Below are 23,457 nucleotides of genomic sequence, written 5' to 3'. Positions count from 1 at the left end.
TTTACACCGGTACGCCGCTGTGAAAACGAAACTCCGCATCCGGTGTGGAGATAAGCGCCGCTTCCACTTCACCGAAATGGCGTACGCGCGGGCTGATATCCGTAGTCGAAATCTGCTGCGCCAGCGCCAGGTAATCCTGATAGTGGCGCGCTTCTGAACGCAGCAACGACAGGTAAAATTTCTGCAAGTCATCGTCAAGCCACGGCGCCAGTGCAGCAAAACGCTCGCAGGAACGCGCTTCGATATAGGCGCCGCAGATTAACTTATCGACCAATGTCAGCGGTTCATGCGTGCGAACCTCTTTGAGCATCCCTTTCGCATAACGGCTGGCGGTAATTTTCACGTAGGGAATGTTACGGGCGAGCATCGCTTCCCGCACCTGCCAGAAGTGGTGCAACTCCTCTTTGATCAGCAGCACCATGCTATCAATCAGCGCCTGGCCCCAGGCATCGTCCGTTTGCGGCATCACGCTTTTGCCAATCTGCTTATGCAACGCGACAAAATCCGGCTCCGGTCCTTCGCGAAAGGTAAATTCTTCATACGGTTTCAGCCACGCCAGTAGCGCGTCCGACCCGCTTTTATCCGCCACATAACGGCGCACCAGCAGCATGGCGGTTTGCGCCGCTTTCAGTTCACACACCATATGATCGGTAAGCAGCAGCGGCAGCATTGATGGATCGCGTGCTTTGTCCAGCCAGGATTGCGGTGTCGGGCAGTGCAGAAAGTTTAAAACCGGGGAGAGTATTTGCGGGTAATCCATTGTGATTCCTTGCATTGCGGCAGCGAGCGCTGCCGCAATATTTACTCAGTGACGAACACCGTCATCTTCTTCGTCGACGTAATCCTCGTCGTCATCGTCACCCTCTTCGCCGTTCGGGTCTTCGTAGTAGGTTCCCCAACCGTCGTATTCCACATCGAATTTCTCAGCCAGGTTAAGCAGTTGCTCAACTTGCGCGTCGATCAAATCGGCATTCAGCGCGCTTTCGCTCAGCACATCGCAGCAGATAACCACTTCACCTTCGTCCAGTTCCAGCTCTTCCGGCTCTGTTACTTCGTAGCCCAGTTTAAAGGCTTCAACAGCGGCTTTTTCCAGCGTTTCGAAATCATCTGCCGACAGGTGATGCTCAATGGTATACAGCGCATCAGGATCGCTGCCGTCTTCGAGCAGTTCTTCAATAATCAAACGCGTCTCTTCGCGCTGTTCTTCCAGGTGTTCCGGGTTCGCCATGGCTCGTTCCTCATCAATGTGGCAGATACACTTATTGTCACACACCGCTGGCATTGCCTCCACTCCTCGCCGAAAAGATTTATATTCCGGGGTTGCAAATGCATATTCATACATATAAATTGAATTTTAATTCAATAAGTGGCCTTCGCCATGTGAGGGGAATATGTCCGCGTTTTATCAAAAGCATTTTTTGAAACTGCTCGATTTTACACCTGCTGAAATCAATACCCTGCTGCAACTCGCCGCTCAGCTGAAAGCGGATAAGAAAAAAGGCCAGGAAGTCCAGAAACTTACCGGGAAAAATATCGCGCTCATCTTCGAAAAAGACTCAACCCGCACACGATGCTCTTTCGAAGTTGCCGCATATGATCAGGGTGCTCGCGTGACATATCTCGCCCCAAGCGGCAGCCAAATCGGGCATAAAGAGTCAATTAAAGACACCGCGCGCGTGCTGGGGCGCATGTACGACGGCATTCAGTATCGCGGTTATGGCCAGGAGATTGTCGAAACGCTGGCGCAATACGCCGGTGTGCCGGTGTGGAACGGCTTAACCAATGAATTTCACCCGACCCAGTTGCTGGCCGATCTGCTGACCATGCGCGAGCACTTGCCGGGCAAAGCTTTTAATCAGATGAAACTGGTTTATGCCGGTGACGCGCGTAACAACATGGGCAACTCGATGCTGGAAGCCGCCGCGCTGGTGGGTTTGGATCTGCGCCTTGTCGCGCCAAAAGCCTGCTGGCCGGACGCGAGCCTGGTCGCCGAATGCAAAGCGCTGGCGGTGAAAAACGGCGGCAACATTCTGCTGACGGAAGATATCGCGAGCGGAGTGAAAGATGCCGATTTCATTTACACCGATGTGTGGGTATCGATGGGCGAAGCGAAAGAGAAATGGGCGGAGCGTATCGCGCTGCTGCGGCCTTACCAGGTCAACAGCAAAATGTTGTCGCTCACCGGCAACCCGCAGGTGAAATTCCTGCACTGCCTGCCCGCGTTTCATGACGATAAGACCACGCTCGGCAAGAAAATGGCAGAAGAGTTTGGCCTGCACGGCGGCATGGAAGTGACTGACGAGGTGTTTGAATCACCGGCGAGTATTGTGTTTGATCAGGCAGAAAACCGGATGCACACCATCAAAGCGGTGATGGTCGCCACCTTAAGCCAGTGACTTAACAAGCCCGGTTGCGCAGCGCGACCGGGCATTACGCTTACGCCATCAGCAGTTTCACCACCACTTTACGCACCTGGGCTGGCGCGTTTACCGCACACAGCGGTTTGTGCACTTCACCCGGGTAGAACACCACAAAATCCCCTTCGCTCAGTACCACGGTTTTTTCCTGCGCGCCTTCCGGCAAAAAGGCGATGTCTTTATCCGCCAGCCAGTCGGTGTCCGGCGCGCCCGCTGGCTGGGTGCTAAAAGTCATCCCTTCCTGGCCTTTCAGCACAATCTGGATATCCAGATAACGGGCGTGATACTCGGCGCGGCGTTCTGCAAATGGCTGGGTCATATCTTCAGAAACGAGGAAAAACAGGCGGTTGCCGTCGATATCATGTTTGCCAACAGGCGTGGCATCGGTAACGTGCTGCTTAACGTGCTCAATAGCCTGGCGCAGCTCTTCCGGTAGCCAGGATTGTAAATTGTGAATATTGCCAACGATCATGGTGTAGCCCTCAACATAAAACATCGTTTCATTTTCAGCTTTTATACGAAAATTCACACTGCCATACCACCACTTTTTACGGGAGATTTGTTGCAACGCATGTTTATCGGAAAATATGTTATATGCCTGTTAAGGCCGATTACGCTTTTATGCAGCATAGATGCATAAAGCCGACGCCAGTGCGCGGGCGAAAAGTTTTTACCCACTGATTAACAAGTATTTATTTAAATAAACCTTTCCCGATCACACTTCAGCAGCCTGGTAATTTGCGCATTCATTCACTGGTTATTTCCCTTTTTTGCGCCCGGCAGCACCGCTCTATTCATTTTTATGCATATCTATTCCATTCACTGTTGAAAAAACTTATCAATCAACGGTTTACATATTCACGAAAATAGGTGTATAGCTACAAAACAATAACAACCATGAATAAGTTCAGCCGTTAATGCGTAAGCATTCATCCTGATAATTAGGCTAATTCTCTATTCTCTGATGCGAATCATGCATTTGAACGGCGGCGATTTAATTCCCTATTCGACGTGAGCACAATCACACTATTAATTCTTACGGCTTCTACTATGAGCCATGAAATTAATCGTTATTAACGCGCGATGAAATTAATCACATTTCATTGCCGCCCCCTTTTTATTCTGAAAAAAGTTAAAGGAATAATTATGGAAAAGCACTACGTCGGTTCTGAAATAGGTCAATTGCGTAGCGTTATGCTGCACCGCCCCAATTTAAGCCTGAAACGGTTAACACCCTCGAATTGTCAGGAGCTGTTATTCGATGACGTGTTATCAGTCGAGCGCGCCGGGGAAGAGCATGACGCCTTCGCAAACACACTGCGCGAGCAGGGTGTGGAAGTCCTGCTGTTGACCGATCTTCTGACACAAACGCTTGATATTGCAGAGGCAAAAGCCTGGCTGCTGGAAATGCAGATCTCTGATTATCGCCTTGGCCCGACCTTCGCCGCAGACGTGCGCAGCTGGCTGGCGGATATGCCGCACCGCGAACTGGCGCGGCGACTCAGCGGTGGATTAACCTACGGCGAGATCCCGGCATTTATTAAAAATATGGTGGTTGATACCCATACAGCGAATGATTTTATTATGAAGCCGCTGCCCAACCATTTATTTACCCGTGACACATCGTGCTGGATTTATAATGGCGTGTCGATTAATCCGATGGCTAAACCGGCCCGCCAGCGTGAAACGAATAATCTGCGTGCTATTTATCGCTGGCACCCCGCGTTCGCCGATGGCAATTTTATTAAATATTTTGGCGACGAGAATATTAATTACGACCACGCCACCTTAGAGGGCGGCGATGTATTAGTCATTGGTCGCGGCGCGGTATTAATTGGCCTCTCTGAACGAACCACACCGCAGGGCGTGGAATTTCTTGCCAATAGCCTGTTCAAACACCGCCAGGCCGAACGCGTTATCGTCGTTGAACTGCCAAAACACCGTTCCTGTATGCACCTCGACACGGTGATGACCCATATCGATATCGACACTTTTTCCGTTTACCCCGAAGTAGTGCGCAAAGACGCCCAGTGCTGGACGCTCACCCCGGACGGGCGCGGCGGTCTGCAACGCACGCAGGAAAGCGACCTGCTGCACGCCATCGAAAAAGCGCTCGGTATAGACCAGATCCGGCTTATTACCACCGGCGGCGACGCTTTTGAAGCCGAACGCGAACAGTGGAATGACGCCAACAACGTCCTCACGCTGCGCCCCGGCGTGGTCGTCGGCTACGAGCGCAATATCTGGACCAACGAGAAATATGACAAAGCCGGGATCACCGTGCTGCCCATTCCCGGAGATGAGCTGGGACGCGGGCGCGGCGGTGCACGCTGCATGAGTTGCCCACTGGAACGCGACGGCATTTAAAGGAGCCATCATGGAAAGAAAACCTACGCTGGTTGTCGCGCTGGGCGGCAACGCGCTGTTAAAACGCGGCGAACCGCTGGAAGCGAACATCCAGCGCCAGAACATTGATCTTGCCGCGCGCACCATCGCCGGGCTGACCGCGCAGTGGCGCGTGGTGCTGGTACACGGCAACGGGCCGCAGGTCGGCCTGCTGGCGCTGCAAAACAGCGCTTACGACAAAGTTACCCCCTACCCGCTCGATATTCTCGGCGCGGAAAGCCAGGGGATGATTGGCTACATGCTGCAACAGTCGCTGAAAAACAGCCTGCCACAGCGCGAAGTGAGCGTACTGCTCACCCAGGTGGAAGTCGACGCCAGTGACCCGGCGTTCAGCAACCCGAGCAAATACATCGGCCCGGTTTACAGCGAGGCGCAAGCCCAGACGCTGCAGCAGGAGAAAGGCTGGGTATTTAAGGCTGATGGTCGTTATTTCCGCCGCGTTGTGCCCTCCCCGCAACCCAAACGCATTGTCGAAAGCGACGCCATTAGCGCGCTGATAAACCGCGATCACCTGGTGATTTGCAACGGCGGCGGCGGCGTGCCGGTGGTGGAAAACGCCAACGGCTACCACGGCATCGAAGCGGTGATCGACAAAGATCTCTCGGCGGCACTGCTGGCGCGGCAAATCGAAGCCGATGCGCTGTTGATTCTTACCGACGCCGACGCGGTGTACCTCGACTGGGGCAAACCCACGCAGCGCCCGCTGGCGCAAGTCACCCCGGACATGCTGCAGGGCATGCAGTTTGACGCAGGCTCGATGGGGCCGAAGGTCGCCGCCTGCCGCCAGTTTGTTGAGCAGTGTCACGGCATTGCGGGCATCGGTGCGCTGGCTGATGGTCCGGCCATTCTCGCCGGGGACAAAGGCACATTGATTCGTTACTGATTTAAAAAAGGAAATCTCATGAGCATCAACCTGAAAAACCGCAACTTTCTCAAACTGCTCGACTACACCCCGGCGGAGATCCAGTACCTGATCGATCTGGCTATTCAGCTCAAAGCAGACAAAAAAGCAGGTCGTGAAAAGAAAACGCTGGTCGGCAAAAACATCGCGCTGATTTTTGAAAAAACCTCCACCCGTACCCGCTGCGCGTTTGAAGTCGGCGCATTCGATCAGGGCGCGCAGGTCACTTATCTCGGCCCAAGCGGATCGCAGATTGGCCACAAAGAGTCGATGAAAGACACCGCCCGCGTGCTGGGACGTATGTATGACGGCATCGAATATCGCGGTTACGGCCAGCAGATAGTAGAAGAGCTGGGTCAATACGCAGGCGTGCCGGTGTGGAACGGACTGACCAATGAATTTCACCCCACGCAGATCCTCGCCGATCTGATGACCATGCTGGAACACGTGCCGGGCAAACGCTTGTCGGAATTACGTTTTGCTTATCTGGGCGATGCGCGCAACAACATGGGCAACTCGCTGATGGTCGGCGCAGCGAAAATGGGCATGGATATTCGCCTGGTGGCACCGAAATCCTTCTGGCCAGAGGCTGCACTGGTGGAACAGTGTCGCGGCATCGCCCGTGAAACCGGCGCGCGCATCATGCTCACCGAGGATGTGGAAGAAGGCGTGCAGGGCGTTGATTTCGTCTACACCGATGTGTGGGTGTCGATGGGCGAGCCGAAAGAAGCGTGGTCTGAGCGCGTCAGCCTGATGAAACCCTACCAGGTAAACGCTGCGGTGGTGAAAGCCACCGGTAATCCGCAGGTGAAATTTATGCACTGCCTGCCCGCGTTTCATAACGAGCACACCAAAGTGGGCGGCGAGATCGAAATGGCGTATGGCCTGAAAGGGCTGGAAGTCACCGAAGAGGTTTTCGAATCGCCTAACTCTATCGTTTTTGATGAAGCAGAAAACCGGATGCACACCATCAAAGCGGTGATGGTGGCAACCCTCGGCGACTAACCACTCCCCCGGCGCGCCGCGGGTGCGCCGGGGTTAAGGAGCACATCATGGGCAAGTTCAAGTTCCCTTCCGCTTACACCATCCTCTTTTTGTTGATTGCCATTGTCGCCGCGCTCAGTTGGGTGATCCCCGCCGGGCAATACCAGATGGCAATGAACCCAGCCCTCGGTAAAGAAGTACCGATTGCCGGTACTTACGCGCATGTCGCCGCGCATCCTCAGGGGTTAATCGCGGTAATCATGGCGCCAATAAGCGGCCTTTACGATCCTGATACCGGCCAGGCCGGCGCAATTGATGTGGCGCTGTTTATTCTGATCATCGGCGGGTTTCTGGGCATCGTCACCAAAACCGGTGCCATCGACGCCGGGATAGAGCGCGTCACCACCCGTTTGCGTGGCCGTGAAGAGTGGATGATCCCGATCCTGATGGCGCTGTTCGCCGCAGGCGGCACCATCTACGGTATGGCCGAAGAGTCGCTGCCGTTTTATACGCTGCTGGTTCCCGTGATGCTCGCCGCCCGTTTTGATCCGGTTGTCGCCGCCTCCACCGTGCTGCTCGGCGCGGGGATCGGCACGCTGGGATCGACCATCAACCCGTTCGCCACAGTGATCGCCGCTAATGCCGCCGGGATCCCGTTTACCCATGGCATCCTGCTGCGCGTTGCGCTGCTGGTGATAGGCTGGGTGATTTGCGTTGCGTGGGTGATGCGCTACGCCCGCAACGTGCGCGCCAACCCGGCGCGGTCGATCGTCGCCGACAAGCAGGACGAAGATCGGGCGTTTTTCCTCGGCAATAAATCGCCGGAGATGCTCGAATTCACGCCGGTGCGCAAACTGATCCTGCTTATTTTCGCGCTGGCCTTTGTGGTGATGATTTACGGCGTGGCGGTGCTCGGCTGGTGGATGGCGCAGATTTCGGCGGTGTTTCTGGCAAGCGCCATCATCGTGGGTTTGATCGCCCGCATGAGCGAAGAGGAGCTGACCTCAACATTTATCAACGGCGCGCGGGATCTGCTGGGCGTAGCGCTGATTATCGGCATTGCCCGCGGTATCGTAGTGATCATGGATAAAGGTATGATTACTCATACTATTTTGCACAGTGCCGAAGGCATGGTCAGCGGGTTATCCACCGTCGCGTTTATCAACGTTATGTACTGGCTGGAAGTGGTGCTGTCGTTCCTCGTGCCCTCGTCCTCTGGCCTTGCGGTGCTGACCATGCCGATTATGGCGCCGCTGGCCGATTTCGCTAACGTCAACCGCGATCTGGTCGTTACCGCGTACCAATCGGCGTCCGGCATCGTCAACCTGGTGACGCCTACGTCGGCGGTGGTGATGGGCGGGCTGGCTATCGCCCATGTCCCCTATGTGCGCTACCTGAAGTGGGTCGCGCCATTGCTGGCGATATTGACGGTGGTGATCATGGCGGCGCTCAGCCTTGGCGCTCTGCTGTAACGCACCGGGTGGCGCTTTGCTTACCCGGTCTGTGGCTAATATACAGGCCCGGTAAGCATGGCGTTGCCGGGCGTTTTGTTTCGGCAACCAATACGGGAAAAGAGATGATGGAATATGGAGATTATTCACCGAAAGAGCAGCTACAACTGGCGGTCTGCCAGCGCCTGATTAGCGAAAAAAGTTATCTTTCACAGGAGGAGATCCGCCGCGATTTGCAGCGCCACGGCTTCGACAGTATCAGCCAGTCCACCGTTTCACGCCTGTTGAAGCTGCTCGGAGTAATCAAAATTCGCAACGCCAAAGGACAAAAAATTTATTCGCTGAATCCGCAGTCACGCCCGGTGCCGGACGCCGCCCGCTCCGTCTCCGAAATGGTGGTTAGCGTTGAGCACAATAGCGAGTTTATCCTTATTCACACCGTGGCGGGATATGGCCGCGCAGTGGCACGTATTCTGGATTACCACCAGTTGCCGGAGATCCTCGGCGTGGTGGCAGGAAGCAGTATCGTCTGGGTCGCGCCGAGAATAGTGAAGCATACGGCGCTGGTGCATAAGCAAATTAATTATTTACTTAGAACGCATTAATATTCAAAGAGAACCGTTTGCATTGCGTAAAATGTGCATCAATCGCTTGATCCGCGAAAACAGCTGCGTATAATCCGGGACAATTTGCCGGGAGGAAGCATGAATCAGTGTGTACGACAAACTGTCTTACCGCGTCTGAAAAAAGGCGCTGGCCTGCCGTTTTCCTTCCCGTTGATCACCGAATTCCACAGCCCCTCTATTGAGGGGCTTTTTTTTGCGCAGTCGTCAGGAGATAACCATGGCTAACCCGCTATATCAGAAACATATCATTTCCATAAACGATCTCAGCCGCGAAGAACTCGAACTGGTGCTACACACCGCCGCACGACTGAAGGCCAACCCGCAGCCGGAGTTGCTCAAGCATAAAGTGATCGCCAGTTGCTTCTTTGAAGCCTCCACCCGCACGCGTTTATCGTTTGAAACCTCCATGCACCGCCTCGGCGCGAGCGTGGTCGGCTTCTCCGACAGCAGCAACACGTCGCTGGGCAAAAAAGGCGAAACGCTGGCCGACACCATTTCGGTGATCAGTACCTATGTGGACGCCATTGTGATGCGCCATCCGCAAGAGGGCGCGGCGCGACTGGCAACCGAGTTTTCCGGCGGCATTCCGGTGCTCAACGCTGGCGACGGGGCTAACCAGCATCCGACGCAAACGCTGCTCGATCTGTTCACGATTCAGGAAACGCAAGGCCGTCTCGAGAACCTCAACATCGCGATGGTCGGCGACCTGAAATATGGCCGCACCGTGCATTCGCTGGCGCAGGCGCTGGCGAAATTCAGCGGCAACCGCTTTTACTTTATCGCCCCGGACGCGCTGGCGATGCCGCAGTACATTCTCGATATGCTGGACGAAAAAGGCATGGCCTGGAGCGTACACGCCAGCATCGAAGAGGTGATGGCAGAGGTGGATATTCTCTATATGACGCGCGTGCAAAAAGAGCGTCTGGATCCGTCGGAATACGCCAACGTCAAAGCTCAATTTGTCCTGCGCGCCAGCGACTTAACCCACGCGCGCAGCAATATGAAGGTGCTACACCCGCTGCCGCGCGTGGATGAAATCACCACCGACGTGGATAAAACGCCGCACGCCTGGTATTTCCAGCAGGCCGGCAACGGCATCTTCGCTCGCCAGGCTCTGCTGGCGCTGGTTCTCAATCGCGATTTGGCGCTGTAAGGAGAAACGACAATGACACACGATAACAAACTGCAGGTCGAAGCCATCAAACGCGGCACCGTGATTGACCACATCCCGGCGCGCGTCGGATTTAAACTGCTGACGCTGTTTAAGCTGACGGAAACCGATCAGCGCATCACCATTGGCCTGAACTTGCCGTCCGGCGAGATGGGGCGCAAAGATTTGATCAAGATCGAGAACACATTTCTGACCGACGAGCAGGTAAACCAGCTGGCGCTGTACGCACCCCAGGCCACCGTTAACCGCATTGATGAGTATGAAGTGGTGGGTAAATCGCGCCCGAGCCTGCCGGAGCGCATTACTGGCGTGCTGGTGTGCCCGAACAGCAACTGCATCAGCCATGCAGAGCCGGTTGCCTCCAGCTTTGCGGTGAAAAAACGCGAAAGCGACATCGCGCTGAAGTGCAAATATTGTGAGAAAGAGTTCTCGCACCATGTGGTGCTGGCTAACTAATTGCGGTTGGTATTGCGTTTTTCCCTCCCTATAATGGGGCGGAACCTCAATACCGCTGTCATTCAGGAGTTATTATGACCAAAGTTATCGCCACGGAAAACGCGCCAGCAGCGATTGGCCCTTATGTTCAAGCTGTTGATCTTGGCAACATGATCCTGACCTCAGGTCAGATCCCGGTTGATCCGAAGACCGGTAGCGTACCGGAAGATGTGGCGGCGCAGGCGCGTCAGTCGCTGGACAACGTGAAAGCGATCGTTGAAGCGGCGGGTCTGAAAGTAGGCGACATCGTGAAAACCACCGTTTTCGTGAAAGATCTCAACGATTTCGCTACCGTTAACGCCACGTATGAAGCCTTTTTCAACGAACATAACGCCAGCTTCCCGGCGCGTTCCTGCGTGGAAGTCGCCCGTCTGCCAAAAGACGTGAAAATCGAGATTGAAGCCATCGCCGTTCGCCGTTAATGGCGGAGAAGCGAGAGATAAAAGGCAGCTTACGCTGCCTTTTTTATTGCCCACTTAAAACTAAAACGCGACCAGCTTTTGGCTCTGCCCGCTTACCTTTAAATTTAAATCTCACAGGCTGCAGAGATTTCTTTCGAAGAAGTGGGTACACCTTTCCAGGGAATCAATTTATGTACGCTTATCCCCCAGGCGTTCACCGGTTGCGCGTAGCGCGCAGCAGCTTTTCCAGCGGATAGACCGCAGCTATCACCACTTCGTCCTGAATCTGCGCCGCGTTATCCAGTTCTCCCTGAATAGACGCTATCTCGCCATCGTCCAGCGTCCCCTGACGCGCCACCAAATCCGTCAGCCGCAGCCCAATAGTGGCGAGCTTATCCACCTGCAAAATCACCGGGCGCATCGCTTTTAGCTGGTAATTGCTGTCGCTGAGCGCCAGCGCATCGCTGGTGTTACCCTGCCAGCGGCTAAAGAGGTGGCGCAGCGCCACCGCGCTGGTGCTGTCTTCCGCATCGCTCACCAGCCTGTCGACCCACTGGTTCATCTGGCGAACGGTGCTGCTCTCCGGTGCCAGCGCATCGGCAAAGCGGTTCAGCGGCTCGAACTGATGATAGTTACCGGCCTGGAATTTCAGATGCTGGCGCGTGTAGTAGTGCGCCGGTTCGACAGCCTGGGCGAGGATCTGCAGCGGCAATGTATCGGCGCTGTTCGCAAGGCGCGTGAACTGCACCGATTGCTGGTTGTGTTGTTGCAGGCCGACCGATACCGTCGACCAGCTGTCCATCGCCTGTAAACGGCTGTACATGTTATCGGTGTCGTTCACATCCTGCGCCGACCATAACCGTTCCGCCACGGCAAACGCACGCGGCCACAGTTTGATATCCAGCACCGGCGCGACCACATTTTCCGCCCACAGCGCGGCTTCGCCTCCCAGTAAATTCGCCTGCTGGCTGGCGTCCGGCACCGCGGGAGCAATGCCTTTCGGCACCTCGTTTAACCGCGTGCCGGTGACGGGGTAGCGCGCGTTGCCCAGCAGGAAGTAACCGCCAAGTTTATCGTCGGTGAGAGTGATGACCGGGCGGGTTTCGCCCATCCACGTATCGACGACAAAACTCACCTGGCGATCGCTGCGCCAGTCGATATGCTGCACGGCGCGACGAGATTTGCCTTTGAAATCAATAAATCCGCGCCATCCACTTTCGCCTTTCACCAGCGTAAACGTCCCTTCCACCGGGCTGCCTTTCAGGCGCGGCATCGAAAACGACCAGCTTTGCGCGCTGTCGTTATCGGCAATCACATCCACACCATTTAAGCCCTGCGGCACAATCTCATTGCGGTAGTGATAGGCGGTGTACTGCGGCTGATCGAGGTAGAAACCGGTCGAGAGAATGCCTTTGTAACCCTGCTTTGCCACCTCGCCCAGCGCGTCCTGCCCCTGCCAGGACTGGATGACAATACTTTTGGGCAGATCCGGGTGGAAGATTTCATCCCAGCCCACCATCTGGCGCTGATGTTTTTCGAGGATCGCCTCCAGTTTGCGATTGAAATAGGCCTGCAACGCGTGGCTGTCGGCCAGTTTGTTGTCGCGCATAAATTGCTGGATCGCCGGGTTATTTTTCCACTGCGTATCGTCCACCTCATCGCCGCCGATATGCAAATACGCATCCGGGAAGATCGCCGCCAGTTCGCTGACTATCGCTTCAGCAAAGGTGTACGTCGCCGCTTTTGTCGGATCCAGCACCGGTTTCAGCACGCCCCAGTGGCGCTCCATCTGATACGGCCCCGGCGCGCTCATCAGTTCCGGGTAGGCGACGGCAATCGCCGACGCGTGTCCCGGCATGTCGATTTCCGGCACCACGCGAATACCACGCGCCGTGGCGTAACGCACCACATCGCGCATTTGTTCTTCGCTGTAAAAGAGACCATCGCTGGCAAGCTGCGTCAGTTTGGGGTAGCGCCTGGAGCTAAAACGCCAGCCCTGGTCGTCGGTTAAATGCCAGTGCAGCACGTTCAGTTTCGCCGCCGCCATGCCGTCGATCTGCCGTTTAATATCCTCAACCGGTATAAAATGGCGGGCGGAATCGAGCAGCAAACCGCGCCACGGGAAGCGCGGCGAATCGTCAATGGTCACCCACGGCAAGGTGGTCTTTTCCGTGCCGTTTTGTATCAACTGGAGCAACGTTTCCATGGCGCGCAGTGCGCCAAAGCGGGTATTTGCGGCGATCTGCACGCCATTCGCATCAATGGTCAACGTGTAGTGCTCATCGCTATCCAGCTTCGGCAGCGGCGCCACTTTTTTGGCGATGGTTATCGAAATGGTGGGATGTTGCGGTTTTTCGGCCTGCGGTTGCAGCGTCCAGCCGGTTTGCCGGGCGATGCGCTGGCGCAATCGCGTAACGGCGTCGCCCAGATCGTCGCCGCTGACGCTGACAGAGAGCGTATCCGTCAGTACCAGCGAGCCCTGCGTTGCCGGACGTTCAACCTTTGCCGGCCACGGCATCAGTGACAAGTCACCTGCGGGTGCAGCAAAAGCGGAAGAACCGAGCAGCAACCCGGCAGTTAACAGGCTGTAACGCAACATAAATGTTCCTTCAGACGACGTCAGGCGAGGGAAAACATTTTGTTAACATGCGCCCTCAGGAGCGTCAAGCGCGCCGGGCGACGGGGATCACAGCTTGCGGGAATTGAGAGAAATACCCGGCCCGCACAGAGTGCGCAGACCGGGTTTAAGACAAAAGTTTATTGCCAGCCGTAGCGACGGCTATAGAAGCCTTTCATCCACTGCGTGAGCGTCATATAACCTGCGAGGATCGCCACCAGCCACGGGAAGTACGCCAGCGGCAGCGCCTGTAATTGCAGGTATTGCGCCAGCGGCGAGAATGGCAGCGCGATGCCGACACAAATCACCATCAGCGTCATCGCCACCAGCGGCCAGGCGGCGCGGCTCTGGATAAACGGCACGCGGCGAGTGCGGATCATATGCACAATCAGCGTTTGCGACAGCAAACCGACGACAAACCAGCCGGACTGGAACAGGGTTTGCGCTTCCGGCACGTTAGCTTTAAACACCCACCACATCACGCAAAACGTCACAATGTCGAAGATCGAACTGATCGGGCCAAAGAAGATCATAAAACGGCCCAGATCCGCCGGGTTCCAGCGTTGTGGTTTGGCGATCTGTTCTTCATCGACGTTATCAAACGGGATCGCCACCTGCGAGACGTCATACACCAGATTCTGAATCAGTAAGTGCAGCGGCAACATGGGCAAAAACGGCAGAAACGCGCTCGCCACCAGCACACTGAAGACGTTGCCGAAGTTGGAACTGGCGGTGATTTTGATGTATTTCAGCATGTTGGCGAAAGTGCGGCGCCCTTCGATTACTCCCTCTTCCAGCACCATCAGGCTCTTTTCCAGCAAAATAATATCGGCCGCTTCGCGGGCGATATCGACGGCGCCATCGACGGAAATCCCGATGTCCGCCGCGCGCAGCGCCGGGGCGTCGTTTATGCCATCGCCCATAAAACCGACCACGTGCCCTTCGCGTTTCAGCAGACGGACAATGCGTTCTTTATGCATCGGCGTCAGGCGGGCAAAGAGCGTGATGTGCTTCGCCATTTGCGCCAGTTCATCATCGCTCATGTGCTCAATTTCGCTGCCGATCAGCGCATCGCCCACTTCCAGCCCCACCTCGTGGCACACTTTCGCCGCCACCAGTTCGCTGTCGCCGGTAAGGATTTTGACGGTGATCCCGCTCGCTTTTAGCGCTTTGAGTGCCGGTGCGGTGGTCTCTTTCGGCGGATCGAGAAAGGCGATGTAGCCTTCGAGGATCAGATCCGACTCGTCAATACGCTGGTAGTCACCGCTACGCGCCGGCAGATATTTGGTCGCCACCGCAACCACGCGCAGCCCCTGGCGGTTCAGTGTGCTGGTTACGCGCTCAATGCGACGCAGCATGGTGTCATCCAGCGGGAAGATCTCGCCGTTGAAGCGCACCTGCGAGCAGACGCTGAGGATCTCCGTCAACGCGCCTTTGCAAATCAGTTGATGAACATCCGTCTGCTGCGCCACCACCACCGACATGCGGCGGCGCTCGAAATCAAAGGGGATCTCATCCACTTTGCGCCAGCTCGCCGCCAGCGTCTGCGCCGCTTCCGCGTCCACCCCTTCCAGTACGGCGGTATCGAGCAGGTTTTTCAGTCCGGTCTGGTAGTGGCTGTTCAGCCAGGCGCTGTGCAGCACCAGTTCGCTGACTTTACCGCTGATATCCGTATGATTTTCCAGCACGATTTTGTCCTGCGTCAGGGTGCCGGTTTTATCGGTACAGAGGATATCCATCGCGCCAAAGTTCTGAATGGCGTCCAAATGTTTAACGATCACTTTCTGTTTCGACAGTTTCACCGCACCGCGCGCCAGCGTGGAGGTGACAATCATTGGCAGCATTTCCGGCGTCAACCCCACGGCAACCGACAACGCAAACAGCGCCGCTTCCCACCAGTCACCTTTGGTAAAGCCGTTGATCAGCAGCACAATCGGCGTCATCACCAGCATAAAACGGATCAACAACATGCTGACGCGGCTGATGCCTTTCTGAAATGCATTTTGCTCGGTTTCTTGCTCACTGACACGCCCGGCCAGTTGGCCAAACCAGGTATTGCCGCCGGTGGCGATGACTATCGCCTGCGCCGTGCCGCTCACCACATTGGTGCCCATAAAGCACAGCGTATCGGTTTCCAGCGGGTTGCGCTGCGCGGCCTGGCGCGTCGTCGCCACTTTCTCTACCGGCAAGGATTCGCCGGTCAGCGAAGCCTGGGCGACAAACAGATCCCGCGCCTGCAACACGCGCAGATCCGCCGGGATCATATCGCCTGCGGCCAGCTTGACGATATCGCCCGGCACCAGTTGGTCGATAGGCAATTCGCACCAGCCATTTTCACCTTTCTCATTCACCACGCGCAGCACCGTCGCGGTGTTGCTGACCATTGCTTTCAGCGCATCGGCCGCTTTGGTCGAGCGCGCCTCTTGCAGGAAGTTGAGCAGCGTCGAAATCGCCACCATCAACGCAATTACGCAGGCGGCGAACAGATCTTCCGAGGCATAGGAAATAATGCCTAAGCAGGTCAGCAGCAGGTTAAACGGGTTGCGATAGCACACCCACAGATGCACCCACCAGGGGGCGGGTTTCTGCGCCGGGATCAGGTTTTCGCCGTGGGTTTCCCGCGCCAGTTCCACTTCCTGCGGGTTCAGCCCTTCCGGGTGGCTGGCAAAAGTGTGCCAGAGCTGCTCATGTTCCATCGCAGCAATCTGCAGACAGCGTTCACCCATCGAGGCGGGGATAGCGCTCTGGGCGATATGTTGTACGCCGGGAAGCGGATCGCGCTGCACCAGACGACGCGGTAAATGGCGGTTGAGGCGAGCGAAAAGCTGCCGGGTAATGTTTTTCAGCATGATAGTGTCCTTGCCCCCGCATCACGCGGGTGCGATTGACAACTGGCGTAACAAAGCCGCGCCAGCTGGCGTTTTTAATCGGGCAGGGACGAAAACGACGTCGCTGCCTTACGCATCCGGTAAGGCAGCAACAGCAGGCTTACCGGAAAAAGTATCTCCGTCGCGGGAGAGGGGTGGGATCGGGATCCATCTGGCCTCCGGTAAGGTGTGAAGGGCGAATCATAACGTAGCGGTATCATAGCTCCGCTGAATTAAACCAAACATATACACACCATCAATTGGTAGCACAAAGTGCATAAACCAGACTTTGCTCATTGCTGGCGCTTGGAAGGGATGCAAAACTCCTTTATCCTGCAACCCGCCCCCATCAGGAAAGGATTGAAGTATGCAAAACCGGCTGACAATCAAAGACATCGCACGCTTAAGCGGCGTGGGCAAATCCACTGTTTCCCGTGTGCTGAATAACGAAAGCGGCGTCAGCCAGCGCACACGCGAACGGGTGGAAGCGGTGGTCAATCAGCACGGTTTCTCCCCTTCCCGCTCCGCGCGCGCCATGCGCGGACAGAGCGATAAAGTGGTGGCGATTATCGTCTCGCGTCTGGATTCGCTCTCGGAAAACCTTGCCGTACAGACCATGCTCCCGGCGTTTTACGAACAGGGTTATGACCCGATTATGATGGAAAGCCAGTTCTCGCCGCAGTTAGTCGAAGAGCATTTGCAGATGCTGAGCCACCGTAATATTGATGGCGTGGTGCTGTTTGGCTTTACCGGCGTCACCGAAAGCCTGCTTACTGCCTGGCAGTCGTCGCTGGTGCTGCTGGCGCGCGACGCCAGTGGTTTCGCCTCGGTCTGTTACGATGATGACGGCGCAATCCAGCTATTGATGGAAAATCTTTATGCCCGTGGGCATCGCCATATCAGTTTTATTGGCGTCCCGCACAGCGATGCCACCACCGGCAAACGCCGCCACGACGCCTATATGGCGTTTTGTCAAAAACACCAGCTCGAACCAACGTTCGCCTTACCGGGCCTTGCCATGAAGCAGGGTTATGAACATGTCGCCCACGTTTTAACCCCGGACACCACCGCGCTGCTCTGCGCGACCGATACGCTGGCGCTCGGTGCCAGTAAATATTTGCAGGAACAGCGCATTGATAATCTGCAACTGGCCAGCGTCGGCAATACGCCGCTGATGAAGTTTCTGCACCCGGAAATTGTGACCGTTGATCCCGGTTACGCCGAAGCGGGCCGCCAGGCCGCCGCGCAATTAATAGAACAGGTTAATGGCCGCGCCACGCCTCGCCAAATCGTGATCCCTGCCCGCCTCGTTTAAGCCGCTTTATCGTTTATTGTGATCCTCGCCAAGTTTCGGGAACGTTCCCATTTTTAATTTTTTTGCCTGCGGTTACGCTTTGCCTCGGTCATGTTACGCATCATTTCTCCCCCCGAGAGGCACCAGGATGAGCAAAGTCAATCCATCAGATATTGAACAACTTATTACGCTGGTTGGCGGACGCGAAAACATCGCGACGGTCAGTCACTGTATTACCCGTTTGCGTTTTGTATTAAATAACCCGGGCGCCGCCGACCCAAAAGCGATTGACCAGCTACCGATGGTCAAAGGCTGTTTCACCAACGCCGGGCAGTTCCAGGTGGTGATCGGCACCAACGTCGGCGACTACTATCAGGCGTTGCTCGCCGCCACCGGTCTGGCTCATGCGGATAAAGAGCAGGCCAAACAGGCAGCGCGACAAAATATGAAATGGCACGAGCGCTTAATCTCCCACTTCGCGGAAATCTTCTTCCCGCTGCTGCCCGCACTGATTAGCGGCGGTTTGATCCTCGGTTTTCGCAACATTGTCGGCGATGTGCCGATGAGCAACGGCCAGACGCTGGTGCAGATATTTCCGCCATTGAAAACCGTGTATGACTTTCTCTGGCTGATTGGTGAAGCGGTCTTCTTCTATCTGCCGGTCGGCGTTTGCTGGTCTGCGGTGCGCAAAATGGGCGGAACGCCAATCCTCGGCATCATCCTCGGCGTAACGCTGGTTTCACCACAGTTGATGAATGCTTATTTACTGGGTTCGCAGGTGCCGGAAGTGTGGAACTTTGGTCTGTTCAGCATCGCGAAAGTGGGCTATCAGGCGCAGGTGATCCCGGCACTGCTGGCGGGCCTGGCGCTCGGCATTATTGAAACGCGGCTTAAAAAGCTGATACCGGACTCCCTCTATCTGGTGATTGTTCCGGTCTGTTCGCTGATCCTGGCGGTCTTCCTGGCACATGCGCTAATCGGCCCGTTCGGTCGCATGATTGGTGACGGCGTGGCGTGGGCGGTTCGCCATCTGATGACAGGCAGCTTCGCCCCGATTGGCGCGACGCTGTTTGGTTTCCTCTACGCACCGCTGGTGATTACCGGTGTGCACCAGACCACGCTGGCTATCGACATGCAGATGATTCAGAACATGGGCGGTACGCCGGTGTGGCCGTTGATTGCGCTGTCAAACGTTGCACAGGCCTCGGCGGTAGTGGGCATCATTATCTCCAGCCGTAAAGAGAATGAACGTGAAATCTCGGTTCCGGCGGCTATCTCCGCGTTTCTCGGCGTAACCGAGCCGGCCATGTACGGCATCAACCTGAAATATCGCTTCCCGATGCTGTGCGCGATGATCGGTTCCGGCCTTGCCGGGTTGTTGTGCGGCCTTAACGGCGTGCTGGCGAACGGGATTGGCGTGGCGGGTCTGCCGGGTTTCCTCTCGATTCAACCCGCTTTTTGGCAGGTCTTCGCACTGGCTACAGCGGTGGCGGTTGTCATCCCGCTGGTGCTGACCTCCTTTGTTTATCAGCGTAAGTTCCGTCACGGCACATTGCAGATTGTGTAATTTTTGGGGCGCGTTTGCGCCCCTTCGTTTTCGCAGGAAATCATGATGAATACCCTTCCCCACTGGTGGCAAAACGGCGTTATCTACCAGATTTACCCAAAGAGTTTTCAGGACACGACCGGCACTGGCACCGGTGATTTACGCGGCGTGATTACGCGCCTCGACTACTTACAAACCCTCGGCGTCGACGCCATCTGGCTGACGCCATTTTATATCTCCCCGCAGGTGGATAACGGCTACGACGTGGCGAATTACACCGCCATCGATCCGCTTTACGGCACCCTGGCAGACTTTGATGAACTGGTCGCCCAGGCGCACCAGCGCGGTATCCGCCTGGTGCTGGATATGGTGTTCAACCACACCTCGACCCAGCATGCCTGGTTCCAGGCATCGCAGGATCCGGACAGCCCATACCGTTCTTTCTATATCTGGCGCGACGGCGAACCAGAAACGCCGCCGAATAACTGGCGTTCGAAATTCGGCGGCAGCGCATGGCGCTGGCACAGCCAGAGCGGCCAGTACTATTTGCATCTGTTCGCGCCAGAGCAGGCAGATCTCAACTGGGAAAACCCGGCGGTACGCGACGAGCTGAAAAAAGTCTGCACCTTCTGGGCCGATCGCGGTGTCGACGGTTTGCGTCTCGATGTGGTGAATTTAATCTCCAAACAGCAGGATTTCCCCGACGATCACAGCGGCGACGGGCGACGTTTTTATACCGATGGCCCACGCGCCCATGAGTTTTTGCAGGAGATGAGCCGCGAGGTTTTTCGCCCGCGCGAGTTGATGACGGTCGGTGAGATGTCATCCACCACGCTGGAACATTGCCAGCGCTACGGCGCACTCGACGGCAGCGAGCTGTCGATGACGTTTAACTTCCACCATCTGAAAGTTGACTATCCCGACGGTGAAAAATGGTCGCTGGCGAAACCGGATTTTGTGGCGTTGAAATCGCTGTTCCGCCACTGGCAGCAAGGGATGCACAACGTGGCGTGGAACGCGCTGTTCTGGTGTAACCACGATCAACCGCGCATTGTGTCGCGCTTTGGCGAAGAAGGCGCGCTGCGCGTGCCCGCCGCCAAAATGCTGGCGCTGGTGCTGCACGGCATGCAGGGCACGCCGTACATTTATCAGGGCGAAGAGATCGGTATGACCAACCCGCATTTTGCGCGCATTACCGACTACCGCGATGTGGAAAGCCAGAATATGTTTGCCGAACTGCGTGCCGCCGGGCGCGAGCCGGAAGCGCTGCTGGCGATCCTCGCCAGTAAATCGCGCGATAACAGCCGCACGCCGATGCAGTGGACCGCGCGTAAAAACGCCGGTTTCACCACTGCCGATCCGTGGATTGGTCTGTGCGATAACTATCGGGAAATCAACGTCGAAAACGCGGTCAACGATCGCGATTCGGTGTTCTATACCTACCAGTCGTTGATTCGCCTGCGTAAAAACTTGCCGATACTCTGTTGGGGCGATTATCAGGATCTTCTCCCCACTCACCCACATTTATGGTGCTACCGCCGTCAGTGGCAGGGAGAAACGTTGTTGGTTATCGCCAACCTCAGCAATCAGTTCCAGCCGTGGCGGCCAGAAACCCTGCCGGGCGATTGGCAGGTGGTCATCAGCAACTATGCGGAAGTTTCCCCTGTTCCCAGTGAAATGACCCTGCGGCCGTTCGAAGCCGTGTGGTGGCATCAAAAATAAGCGTTTTCCACTTCCCTGGCGCAAAAAAACAGCAGGCATAAACCTGCTGTTTTTGTTGAATTTTTAGTCAAAACGAGAATGCCTGAATTTACATTTCCTCAGAGCGCCCGTCCTCTGCGCTATCCGGTTTTTACTTTGTCCTGAGTCAATAAAAACGCAAACATGTTTGATGCAAATCACTATATATAGAAATTAGAATGCACCCCGGCCCTATATGTTGTATTAATCGACTACTATTCGAACAAGCTGACCACCGCGAAAGCGATACACGCTGTGGATAACACGGGCCTGGATGGGACGAACTTATTGGTTTTAGTAATGAATAACCAGCCAGTCTGCGCGTCCTCATATTGTGGATAACCTGTTTTCTAAAATGGAGTGATCATGACACCGCATGTGATGAAACGAGATGGCTGTAAAGTGCCTTTCAACTCAGAGCGCATACAAGAAGCCATTTTGCGTGCAGCTAAAGCAGCGGGAGTCGATGACGCAGACTATTGCGCCACCGTCGCAGAGGTAATTAGTCGTCAGATGCAGGGCCGATCGCAGGTCGATATTAGCGAAATCCAGACTGCCGTCGAAAACCAGTTGATGTCCGGGCCGTACAAACAACTGGCACGTGCCTACATTGAGTATCGCCACGATCGCGATATCGCCCGTGAAAAACGCGGCCGTCTGAACCAGGATATTCGCGGTCTTGTTGAGCAAACCAACTCGGCGCTGCTCAATGAGAACGCCAACAAAGACAGTAAAGTGATCCCGACTCAGCGCGATCTGCTGGCGGGAATTGTCGCCAAACACTACGCGCGCCAGCATTTGTTGCCGCGCGATGTGGTACTGGCGCACGAACGCGGTGAGATCCACTATCACGATCTCGACTACTCCCCGTTCTTCCCGATGTTCAACTGTATGCTGATCGATCTGAAAGGCATGCTGACCCACGGCTTCAAAATGGGCAACGCGGAGATTGAACCGCCAAAATCGATCTCGACCGCCACGGCGGTTACCGCGCAGATCATCGCCCAGGTCGCCAGCCATATTTATGGCGGCACCACCATCAACCGGATCGATGAAGTGCTGGCACCCTTCGTCAGCGCCAGCTTCGAAAAACACCGCAAAGTCGCCAGCGAGTGGAACATCCCGGATGCCGACGGCTATGCGCGCAGCCGCACCGAGAAAGAGTGTTACGACGCGTTCCAGTCGCTGGAATATGAAGTTAACACCCTGCATACCGCGAACGGCCAGACACCGTTTGTCACCTTCGGTTTCGGGCTGGGCACCAGTTGGGAATCCCGCTTGATCCAGCAGTCGATCCTGCGTAACCGCATAGCAGGTCTGGGTAAAAACCGTAAAACCGCCGTGTTCCCGAAACTGGTGTTCGCCATCCGCGATGGTCTGAATCACAAGTTCGACGATCCGAATTACGACATCAAACAACTGGCGCTGGAGTGCGCGAGCAAGCGCATGTACCCGGATATTCTCAATTACGATCAGGTCGTCAAAGTGACCGGTTCGTTTAAAACGCCGATGGGCTGCCGCAGCTTCCTTGGCGTGTATGAAGAGAATGGCGAACAAATTCATGACGGGCGTAACAACCTCGGCGTCATCAGCCTTAACCTGCCGCGCATCGCGCTGGAAGCGAAAGGCGATGAAGCGGCGTTCTGGAAACTGCTGGACAGCCGCCTGCAACTGGCGAAAAAAGCGCTGATGACCCGCATCGCGCGCCTCGAAGGGGTGAAAGCCCGCGTTGCGCCGATCCTCTATATGGAAGGGGCTTGCGGCGTGCGCCTGAAAGCGGACGACGATATCGCGCCGATCTTTAAAAACGGCCGCGCGTCGATTTCGCTGGGTTATATCGGCATACACGAAACGATCAACGCGCTGTCCGGCAACAAGCATATCTACGACAGCGAAGCACTGCGCGCCAAAGGCGTGGCAATTGTGGAACGCCTGCGCCAGGCGGTGGATCAGTGGAAAGAAGAGACCGGTTACGGTTTTAGCCTTTACAGCACGCCGAGCGAAAACCTGTGTGACCGTTTCTGCCGTATCGATACCGCCGATTTCGGCGTGGTAGAAGGTGTGACCGATAAAGGTTACTACACCAACAGCTTCCACCTTGATGTCGAGAAAAAGGTGAACCCGTACGACAAAATCGATTTCGAAGCGCCGTACCCGCCGTTAGCCAGCGGTGGTTTTATCTGCTACGGCGAGTATCCGAACATTCAGCACAACCTGCGCGCACTGGAAGATGTCTGGGATTACAGCTATCAGCACGTGCCGTATTACGGCACCAACACGCCAATTGATGAGTGTTACGAGTGCGGTTTTACCGGCGAGTTCGAATGCACCAGCAAAGGCTTTACCTGCCCGAAATGCGGTAACCACGACGCGTCCCGCGTCTCCGTTACCCGCCGCGTTTGCGGCTACCTCGGCAGCCCGGACGCGCGTCCGTTCAACGCCGGCAAGCAGGAAGAAGTGAAACGCCGCGTGAAACACCTCGGCAACGGGCAAATCGGTTAACACCTCCGTCGCCCGGTGAGTGGCGTTTACCCGCGCCGG

At 55.8% G+C, this 23,457-nt stretch carries 21 protein-coding genes; 15 read left to right on the top strand and 6 right to left on the bottom strand.

From position 1 onward, the window contains the following. Position 1: 1 nt before the first annotated feature. Both miaE and rraB read right to left on the bottom strand, forming a co-directional pair. The gene (gene miaE / locus H650_RS16865; RefSeq protein ID WP_502690843.1) at positions 2–775 is read right to left on the bottom strand and encodes a tRNA isopentenyl-2-thiomethyl-A-37 hydroxylase MiaE; all 774 of its coding nucleotides are present in this window, start codon (positions 773–775) and stop codon (positions 2–4) included. Between the two features lie 30 nt (positions 776–805). Beyond that, positions 806–1,228, bottom strand: coding sequence for a ribonuclease E inhibitor RraB (gene rraB / locus H650_RS16860; protein WP_017459078.1), 423 nt, complete (start codon positions 1,226–1,228; stop codon positions 806–808). 98 nt (positions 1,229–1,326) lie between these two features. Between rraB and argL the strand changes: the two genes are divergently transcribed. Both argL and argF (H650_RS16855) read left to right on the top strand, forming a co-directional pair. Further along, on the top strand, positions 1,327–1,422 hold the full coding sequence (gene argL / locus H650_RS26235; protein WP_238328355.1) for a putative translational regulatory protein ArgL: 96 nt from the start codon (positions 1,327–1,329) through the stop codon (positions 1,420–1,422). Next, on the top strand, positions 1,392–2,396 hold the full coding sequence (gene argF, locus H650_RS16855; RefSeq protein WP_020456314.1) for an ornithine carbamoyltransferase: 1,005 nt from the start codon (positions 1,392–1,394) through the stop codon (positions 2,394–2,396). Before argL ends, argF (H650_RS16855) begins: the two co-directional genes overlap by 31 nt. A gap of 40 nt (positions 2,397–2,436) precedes the next feature. On the opposite strand, the gene H650_RS16850 is transcribed toward argF (H650_RS16855), so the two are convergent. Beyond that, positions 2,437–2,889, bottom strand: a complete 453-nt coding sequence (locus H650_RS16850; protein WP_044489779.1) for a YhcH/YjgK/YiaL family protein — start codon at positions 2,887–2,889, stop codon at positions 2,437–2,439. A 674-nt stretch (positions 2,890–3,563) separates the two neighbouring features. Here H650_RS16850 and arcA point away from each other — a divergent pair. From arcA to ridA, 9 genes are all read left to right on the top strand, one after another. After that, positions 3,564–4,784, top strand: a complete 1,221-nt coding sequence (gene arcA / locus H650_RS16845) for an arginine deiminase (RefSeq protein WP_020456312.1) — start codon at positions 3,564–3,566, stop codon at positions 4,782–4,784. A 10-nt stretch (positions 4,785–4,794) separates the two neighbouring features. Continuing rightward, positions 4,795–5,706 (top strand): carbamate kinase, encoded by a 912-nt coding sequence (gene arcC / locus H650_RS25430; RefSeq protein WP_020456311.1) that lies wholly within the window; start codon positions 4,795–4,797, stop codon positions 5,704–5,706. Positions 5,707–5,724: 18 nt separating this feature from the next. Then, the gene (gene argF, locus H650_RS25425; protein WP_020456310.1) at positions 5,725–6,729 is read left to right on the top strand and encodes an ornithine carbamoyltransferase; all 1,005 of its coding nucleotides are present in this window, start codon (positions 5,725–5,727) and stop codon (positions 6,727–6,729) included. Positions 6,730–6,776: 47 nt separating this feature from the next. Beyond that, positions 6,777–8,180: a YfcC family protein gene (locus H650_RS16830; RefSeq protein ID WP_020456309.1), complete on the top strand. Its 1,404-nt coding sequence runs from the start codon at positions 6,777–6,779 to the stop codon at positions 8,178–8,180. Positions 8,181–8,284: 104 nt separating this feature from the next. Beyond that, the gene (locus H650_RS16825; protein WP_020456308.1) at positions 8,285–8,764 is read left to right on the top strand and encodes an arginine repressor; all 480 of its coding nucleotides are present in this window, start codon (positions 8,285–8,287) and stop codon (positions 8,762–8,764) included. Positions 8,765–8,863: 99 nt separating this feature from the next. Next, positions 8,864–9,010, top strand: a complete 147-nt coding sequence (locus H650_RS25415; RefSeq protein ID WP_020456307.1) for a pyrBI operon leader peptide — start codon at positions 8,864–8,866, stop codon at positions 9,008–9,010. Then, positions 9,003–9,938 carry an aspartate carbamoyltransferase gene (gene pyrB / locus H650_RS16815; protein ID WP_020456306.1) on the top strand — a complete coding sequence of 312 codons (936 nt, stop codon included), beginning with the start codon at positions 9,003–9,005 and terminating at the stop codon, positions 9,936–9,938. The genes H650_RS25415 and pyrB overlap by 8 nt, the downstream gene beginning before the upstream one ends. A gap of 12 nt (positions 9,939–9,950) precedes the next feature. Then, positions 9,951–10,412, top strand: coding sequence for an aspartate carbamoyltransferase regulatory subunit (pyrI, locus tag H650_RS16810; protein WP_017459088.1), 462 nt, complete (start codon positions 9,951–9,953; stop codon positions 10,410–10,412). A gap of 74 nt (positions 10,413–10,486) precedes the next feature. After that, complete coding sequence (ridA, locus tag H650_RS16805) at positions 10,487–10,873, top strand: 2-iminobutanoate/2-iminopropanoate deaminase (protein ID WP_017459089.1); 387 nt, start codon at positions 10,487–10,489, stop codon at positions 10,871–10,873. A gap of 193 nt (positions 10,874–11,066) precedes the next feature. On the opposite strand, the gene H650_RS16800 is transcribed toward ridA, so the two are convergent. The 3 genes from H650_RS16800 to mgtL all read right to left on the bottom strand — a co-directional run bounded on the left by H650_RS16800 (position 11,067) and on the right by mgtL (position 16,508). After that, positions 11,067–13,451 carry a beta-N-acetylhexosaminidase gene (locus H650_RS16800; protein ID WP_020456305.1) on the bottom strand — a complete coding sequence of 795 codons (2,385 nt, stop codon included), beginning with the start codon at positions 13,449–13,451 and terminating at the stop codon, positions 11,067–11,069. 158 nt (positions 13,452–13,609) lie between these two features. Then, positions 13,610–16,318: a magnesium-translocating P-type ATPase gene (gene mgtA / locus H650_RS16795; RefSeq protein WP_020456304.1), complete on the bottom strand. Its 2,709-nt coding sequence runs from the start codon at positions 16,316–16,318 to the stop codon at positions 13,610–13,612. Between the two features lie 139 nt (positions 16,319–16,457). Further along, complete coding sequence (gene mgtL, locus H650_RS26135; RefSeq protein WP_228007843.1) at positions 16,458–16,508, bottom strand: mgtA regulatory leader peptide MgtL; 51 nt, start codon at positions 16,506–16,508, stop codon at positions 16,458–16,460. A gap of 195 nt (positions 16,509–16,703) precedes the next feature. On the opposite strand from mgtL, the gene treR reads away from it, so the two are divergent. The 4 genes from treR to nrdD all read left to right on the top strand — a co-directional run bounded on the left by treR (position 16,704) and on the right by nrdD (position 23,418). Further along, complete coding sequence (gene treR / locus H650_RS16790) at positions 16,704–17,651, top strand: trehalose operon repressor TreR (RefSeq protein ID WP_020456302.1); 948 nt, start codon at positions 16,704–16,706, stop codon at positions 17,649–17,651. A 127-nt stretch (positions 17,652–17,778) separates the two neighbouring features. Then, positions 17,779–19,197 (top strand): PTS trehalose transporter subunit IIBC, encoded by a 1,419-nt coding sequence (gene treB / locus H650_RS16785; RefSeq protein ID WP_020456301.1) that lies wholly within the window; start codon positions 17,779–17,781, stop codon positions 19,195–19,197. 45 nt (positions 19,198–19,242) lie between these two features. Beyond that, on the top strand, positions 19,243–20,898 hold the full coding sequence (treC, locus tag H650_RS16780) for an alpha,alpha-phosphotrehalase (RefSeq protein ID WP_020456300.1): 1,656 nt from the start codon (positions 19,243–19,245) through the stop codon (positions 20,896–20,898). A 384-nt stretch (positions 20,899–21,282) separates the two neighbouring features. Next, positions 21,283–23,418 (top strand): anaerobic ribonucleoside-triphosphate reductase, encoded by a 2,136-nt coding sequence (gene nrdD / locus H650_RS16775; RefSeq protein WP_020456299.1) that lies wholly within the window; start codon positions 21,283–21,285, stop codon positions 23,416–23,418. Positions 23,419–23,457: the final 39 nt, after the last annotated feature.

Source organism: Enterobacter sp. R4-368 (assembly GCF_000410515.1).
Classification (GTDB): Bacteria; Pseudomonadota; Gammaproteobacteria; order Enterobacterales; family Enterobacteriaceae; genus Kosakonia.
Note: the sequence above shows the minus strand (reverse complement) of the source record. Positions and strands in the feature narration are given on the sequence as shown.

Bases quoted from the DNA above. Each gene is read 5' to 3' on its own strand.
- arcC (WP_020456311.1), top strand. From the start codon at position 4,795: ATGGAAAGAAAACCTACGCTGGTTGTCGCGCTGGGCGGCAACGCGCTG.
- pyrB (WP_020456306.1), top strand. From the start codon at position 9,003: ATGGCTAACCCGCTATATCAGAAACATATCATTTCCATAAACGATCTC.
- miaE (WP_502690843.1), bottom strand. From the start codon at position 775: ATGCAAGGAATCACAATGGATTACCCGCAAATACTCTCCCCGGTTTTA.
- pyrI (WP_017459088.1), top strand. From the start codon at position 9,951: ATGACACACGATAACAAACTGCAGGTCGAAGCCATCAAACGCGGCACC.
- arcA (WP_020456312.1), top strand. From the start codon at position 3,564: ATGGAAAAGCACTACGTCGGTTCTGAAATAGGTCAATTGCGTAGCGTT.
- treC (WP_020456300.1), top strand. From the start codon at position 19,243: ATGAATACCCTTCCCCACTGGTGGCAAAACGGCGTTATCTACCAGATT.
- argF (WP_020456310.1), top strand. From the start codon at position 5,725: ATGAGCATCAACCTGAAAAACCGCAACTTTCTCAAACTGCTCGACTAC.
- argL (WP_238328355.1), top strand. From the start codon at position 1,327: ATGCATATTCATACATATAAATTGAATTTTAATTCAATAAGTGGCCTT.
- nrdD (WP_020456299.1), top strand. From the start codon at position 21,283: ATGACACCGCATGTGATGAAACGAGATGGCTGTAAAGTGCCTTTCAAC.
- H650_RS16800 (WP_020456305.1), bottom strand. From the start codon at position 13,451: ATGTTGCGTTACAGCCTGTTAACTGCCGGGTTGCTGCTCGGTTCTTCC.
- rraB (WP_017459078.1), bottom strand. From the start codon at position 1,228: ATGGCGAACCCGGAACACCTGGAAGAACAGCGCGAAGAGACGCGTTTG.
- ridA (WP_017459089.1), top strand. From the start codon at position 10,487: ATGACCAAAGTTATCGCCACGGAAAACGCGCCAGCAGCGATTGGCCCT.
- H650_RS16830 (WP_020456309.1), top strand. From the start codon at position 6,777: ATGGGCAAGTTCAAGTTCCCTTCCGCTTACACCATCCTCTTTTTGTTG.
- treR (WP_020456302.1), top strand. From the start codon at position 16,704: ATGCAAAACCGGCTGACAATCAAAGACATCGCACGCTTAAGCGGCGTG.
- H650_RS16825 (WP_020456308.1), top strand. From the start codon at position 8,285: ATGATGGAATATGGAGATTATTCACCGAAAGAGCAGCTACAACTGGCG.
- treB (WP_020456301.1), top strand. From the start codon at position 17,779: ATGAGCAAAGTCAATCCATCAGATATTGAACAACTTATTACGCTGGTT.
- argF (WP_020456314.1), top strand. From the start codon at position 1,392: ATGTCCGCGTTTTATCAAAAGCATTTTTTGAAACTGCTCGATTTTACA.
- mgtA (WP_020456304.1), bottom strand. From the start codon at position 16,318: ATGCTGAAAAACATTACCCGGCAGCTTTTCGCTCGCCTCAACCGCCAT.
- H650_RS16850 (WP_044489779.1), bottom strand. From the start codon at position 2,889: ATGATCGTTGGCAATATTCACAATTTACAATCCTGGCTACCGGAAGAG.
- H650_RS25415 (WP_020456307.1), top strand. From the start codon at position 8,864: ATGAATCAGTGTGTACGACAAACTGTCTTACCGCGTCTGAAAAAAGGC.